The 4,595-nt window shown below is 69.3% G+C and carries 6 protein-coding genes; 4 read left to right on the forward strand and 2 right to left on the reverse strand.

The window, feature by feature from the left end:
- Positions 1-1,009: N(5)-(carboxyethyl)ornithine synthase (locus VOI19_RS14825; RefSeq protein ID WP_323793736.1), on the reverse strand; the 1,009-nt coding region annotated here is incomplete at its 3' end.
- Positions 1,006-1,140 (reverse strand): hypothetical protein, encoded by a 135-nt coding sequence (locus tag VOI19_RS14830; protein ID WP_323793737.1) that lies wholly within the window; start codon positions 1,138-1,140, stop codon positions 1,006-1,008. The genes VOI19_RS14825 and VOI19_RS14830, both read right to left, overlap by 4 nt.
- A 110-nt stretch (positions 1,141-1,250) precedes the next feature.
- Here VOI19_RS14830 and VOI19_RS14835 point away from each other — a divergent pair, with 110 nt between their 5' ends.
- From VOI19_RS14835 to VOI19_RS14850, 4 genes are all read left to right on the forward strand, one after another.
- Complete coding sequence (locus VOI19_RS14835; RefSeq protein ID WP_323793738.1) at positions 1,251-2,111, forward strand: SDR family NAD(P)-dependent oxidoreductase; 861 nt, start codon at positions 1,251-1,253, stop codon at positions 2,109-2,111.
- 190 nt (positions 2,112-2,301) lie between these two features.
- Positions 2,302-3,531 (forward strand): HNH endonuclease signature motif containing protein, encoded by a 1,230-nt coding sequence (locus tag VOI19_RS14840; RefSeq protein WP_323793739.1) that lies wholly within the window; start codon positions 2,302-2,304, stop codon positions 3,529-3,531.
- A 77-nt stretch (positions 3,532-3,608) separates the two neighbouring features.
- Positions 3,609-4,256, forward strand: a complete 648-nt coding sequence (locus VOI19_RS14845; protein WP_323793740.1) for a class I SAM-dependent methyltransferase — start codon at positions 3,609-3,611, stop codon at positions 4,254-4,256.
- Positions 4,257-4,260: 4 nt separating this feature from the next.
- The coding region (locus VOI19_RS14850; RefSeq protein ID WP_323793741.1) for a hypothetical protein at positions 4,261-4,595 on the forward strand (335 nt) is incomplete at its 3' end.

A 4,595-nucleotide genomic window follows, 5' to 3' on the forward strand; every position in this document is an offset into this window, starting at 1 on the left:
GCACCGGACGCAGGAACGGGATCAGTGCGTGGCTGTTCTCCCACGTCGCTGAGTTCCAGAGGTAGGAGGGCGTGTGGTCGACGGCGTAGTAGAGGACGTGGTCGCCCACCTCGAAGGTCGGCTCGTCGAAGCTGGTCGGTCGGGCCCAGGTGAAGCCCATCTCGAGGTCGCACGAGACGTCGACGATCACGCTGCCGGGTCGGAACGCCGCGAGGTCCTCGGTCGCGAGGTAGACCAGCGGGTGGGCGGGGTCCTGCAGTGTGCAGTTGACGACGATGTCGTTCTCGGCGAGGTAGGCGGGTAGCGGCTCACGGCCGCGCTCGGTGGTCACGTGGCTCAGGCGGGCGCCGTCCGGCTCGTGGTCGAACTGGCGGATCCGCACGGAGTGGATGGGTGCCCCGACCGCGGCGACCCCCCGGTTGGTCAGCACCGCGACCTCGTGGACGCCGTGGGCGTTGAGCGCCGTGACCGCGCCCCGGGCGGTGGCGCCGAAGCCGATCACGACCGCACTCAGCCGACGACCGAAGTCCCCGGTGAGACCGGCGATCTCGAGGGCGTGGAGCACCGAGCAGTAGCCGGCGAGCTCGTTGTTCTTGTGGAACACGTGCAGTCCGACCGTGCCGTCGCGGGTCCAGTGGTTCATGGCCTCGAAGGCGATCAGGGTGAGCCGCTGGTCGATGGCGACCTGGGTGAGCTCCGAGTCCTGGACGCAGTGCGGCCAGCCCCACAGCGTCTGGCCCGGGCTCAGCGCCGCCACGTCAGCGAGCTGCGGCTTGGGCAGCAGCACCACGTCGGACTCCGCCAGCAGCTGCTCGCGCGAGGCGAAGCCGTTCACGTGATCGGCCAGGGACTCGTCGCTGACGCCGAACTTCTCGCCGTACCCGTGCTCGAGCGTGATCTGCGCGCGCAGGTCGGCGTCGAGCCCGGGCAGGTGGTCGGGGTGCAGCGGCAGCCGGTGCTCGTTCTCCTTGGCGGAGGAGCCGATGACCCCGAGCCCGAGCAGGCTCACTTCTTCTTCACCGATTGGGCGGGGTCGGAGAAGGAATCCCCGGAGGCCTTGGCGCGCTTGTCGGCGCGCTTCTCCTTGATCGACTTGGTGGTCTTCTGGCTCTTGCTCTGGCGCGGCGACTTGTCGCTCAAGGGGTGGCTCTCTGGTTGGAAGCCTGAATGGCTCCTGCTGGCGACAGTAGCCCCTCCTCGGCTGAGGTGCGGGGGAGCGACCGGTTCGCCGTCGACCGTAGGCTCGCGCCATGAGCGATCTGACGATGGAGGGCCGCACGGTCCTGGTGACCGGTGCGAGCGACGGAATCGGCGCCGAGACGGCCAAGGCCCTGGCAGCGCGAGGCGCGACGGTGCACGTCACCGGTCGCTCCGCTGACAAGCTGCGGCCGATCGCCGCAGCGATGGGCACCGAGCCGCTGGTCGCCGACTTCTCCCGCCTCGACGACGTACGACGTCTCGCCGAGCAGGTCGGCGAGCGCGTCGAGTCGCTCGACCTGCTGATCAACAACGCCGGCGGCACTTTCTCGCCGTCGCGGGCGACGCACGACGGCCACGAGCCGAACTTCCAGATCAACCACCTCGCGCCGTACCTGTTGACCCGGCTGTTGCAGCCCGAGCTCGCTGCCGCCGACGAGTCGCTGGTCATCAACACCTCCAGCATCGCCAACCTGATGGGGCGGGTCGCTCTGGACGACCTCGACTACGAGCGCCGCCGCGCGTTCGAGTTCCCGGCCTACGGCACCGGCAAGCTGATGAACATCCTCTTCACCCGCGGCATCACCCAGCGCTGGGCCGAGGACGGCGTGGTCTCGGCCGCCGTCCACCCCGGCCCGGTCGGCAGCTCCTTCGGGCGCGACGCGTTCTGCGTCGGCCTGCTCTACCGCTCGCCCCTCAAGAGCTTTGCGACGATCAGCGTTCCCGACGGTGCGGCGCCCCTCATCGCGCTGGCCGAGCGTGGTGCGGACCCCGAGATCAACGGCCGCTACTTCAGCCGCTTCACGATCGACGGCAAGGAGAGCAAGCAGGCCTCCGACCAGGCGCTCATCGACGGACTCTGGGACCGCTCCGCGGCGCTCGTCGGCCTCCGAGTCGACCGGGTCGTCGAGTAGTCCGCCGGCGGCCTGCCTGGGTCGTCGAGTAGTCGGCCGGCGACGAAGGAGCCCGGGCCGACGTATCGAGACGTCTTGCGATACCCACCAACTCTCCACAAACACCCGTGCTCGAAGGTTGTCCACAACCCCGTGGTTGAGCGGATCTCAGGCCGTTGGACTGTCGGCGCCCGGTGGTTGCATAGGCCACATGAGCAGGCACCTCGACGGCACCGGGACAGGACATCCGATCCTGGCCTGTCTCGACGTGCTCGAGGGCGAGCTCGACACCATCAGCGACACCCCGGCCTGGTCGCTGACCGCCGAGGAGACCACCACCGCGGTCGCCCGCCTGGTCGCCGACCTCGCCCGCCTCGCCGAGGTCGAGACCCGCCTGTTGGCCCAGGCCGAGGCCCTCGACCTGCCCGGGACGATCGGCGCCAGCTCGACCTCAGCCTGGTTGGCCCGCACCACCCGGATGACCCGCGGCGAGGCCAACCGCCGCACCCACCTCACCCAGGTGCTCGGTGCTCACCAGCAGACCCGTGACGCCATGGCCCGAGGCGAGGTCCTGGCCGAGCAGGCAACGGTGATCGGTGCCGCCATCGACGACGTCGGCGACGACTACGCAGCCCAGAAACCCCTCGCCGGGGCCCACCTGGTCGAGCAGGCGAAGAGCTTCAACGCCCACGACCTGCGCGAGATGGGCCGACGACTCTTCGAGGTCATCGACCCCGAAGGCGCCGACGCCTACGAAGCCCGACTCCTCGCCGCCCAAGAAGCCCGTGCCAGGAAGAACACCCAGTTCCGCATCGCCCACGCCGGCGACGGCCTCTACAAAGGGTCGTTCACGATCCCCGAGGCCCAAGCGCAGATGCTCCGCAAAGCCCTCGCCGCCCTCGCCGCACCCAAGCACGTGCGCGCCACCGAAGGTGCCGGGGCCTACGACTACGACAAGCCCACCCCGCAGAAGATGGGCCACGCGTTCTGCGAGTACATCGAGCGCTACCCGGCCGCCCAGCTACCGAAGATGGGTGGTCTCGCGGCCACGATCATCATCACCGCCGAGGCCGACGTCCTCACCCACGGAGCAGCCAAAGCCAGCACCACCGACACCGGCACCAAGGTCTCACCCGGACAGCTCCTCCGCTTCGCCTGCGACGCGAAGATCATCCCCGCCGTTCTCGACAAGGGCGCCCACGTCCTCGACCTCGGCCGAGGACGACGCCTGCACTCACCGGCGCAACGGTTGGCACTGATCGTCGAGCAAAAGACCTGCCAACACCCCGCCTGCGACGTCACCGGCGCCTACTGCCACGTCCACCACACCAACCCCTGGAAGCCCGGCGGAGAGACCAACACCCGCGACGCCCTCCTCCTGTGCCCCTTCCACCACCACCAGAGCCACGCCACCGGCCAGACCTACCCGTTGCGGACGTAGACCGAGCGCGGAACTCCGATCGATCAGTGGACTTCTCCCTACGAGTGCGTCGACCGTGGCGGTCTAGGCTCGCGCCCATGTGCGACGAAAACCACGGCCACGGCCACGGCCACGAGAGCTTCGACGACCAGGCAGCGACCTGGGACGACGACCCGGGCCACGAGGAGCGCCAGATAGCCGTCGCCCGAGCGATCGAGGAAGCCGTCGTCCTCAGCCCCCGCACGCATGCGGTCGACATCGGTGCTGGCACCGGCCGGCTGAGCATCGTGCTCGCCGACCGCGTCGGCTCGGTGCTCGTGACCGACCCGTCCGCAGGGATGATGAAGGTGGCTCAGGACCGCATCGACGCTGCCGGCCTCGGTGATCAGCTGAGCACCCTCCGGGCCGACCTCACCACTGACCGGCTCGACGAGACCTTCGACGTGGCGTGGAGCTCGATGGCCCTGCACCACGTCAAGGACCTCGACGCCTTGCTGCGGGCCGTCGCCGACCTTCTCGTCGACGGCGGCCGTCTGGCGATCGCCGACCTCGAGGACGATCCGGACGGAGCCTTCCACGCGGGGAAGGCCGACTTCGACGGCCACCACGGGTTCAAGCGGGACCAGCTCGCCGCGCAGCTCGAGCAGGCGGGTTTCGGCGACGTCGCCTTCGTCGACGCCACGACCATCACCAAGAACGACCGCGAGTTCGTCGTGTTCCTCTGCACGGCCACCAAGGGGGCCTGAGCTCGTGCGTGTGCGTTTGGTCCTCACAGCCCTTCTTGCCGCGCTGGCGCTGGCGGGGTGCAGCGCCGACGACGGGCAGGCCGGTCCGACACCTGGTCGCGATACGGCGGGACCGCAGTCCGACGGCGTGCTGCTCCACGGCACCGTGACCCGTGGCGGCGAACCGGTGGCCGGTGCGTCTGTGTCGGCCAGCCTGTTTCCTGACGACACCTCAGAGATCGAGATCGGTGAGTCCGTCGAGCTTCTCGAGGCCGCGCAGGCCGAGACGGACAGCAGCGGCCACTACGTCCTCGAGGTCGACCCGGACGAGCTGTCCTCGACGTACTTCAACGGCGACTA

The sequence above is a fragment of the Nocardioides sp. genome, assembly GCF_034670285.1.
Taxonomy (GTDB): domain Bacteria; phylum Actinomycetota; class Actinomycetes; order Propionibacteriales; family Nocardioidaceae; genus Nocardioides.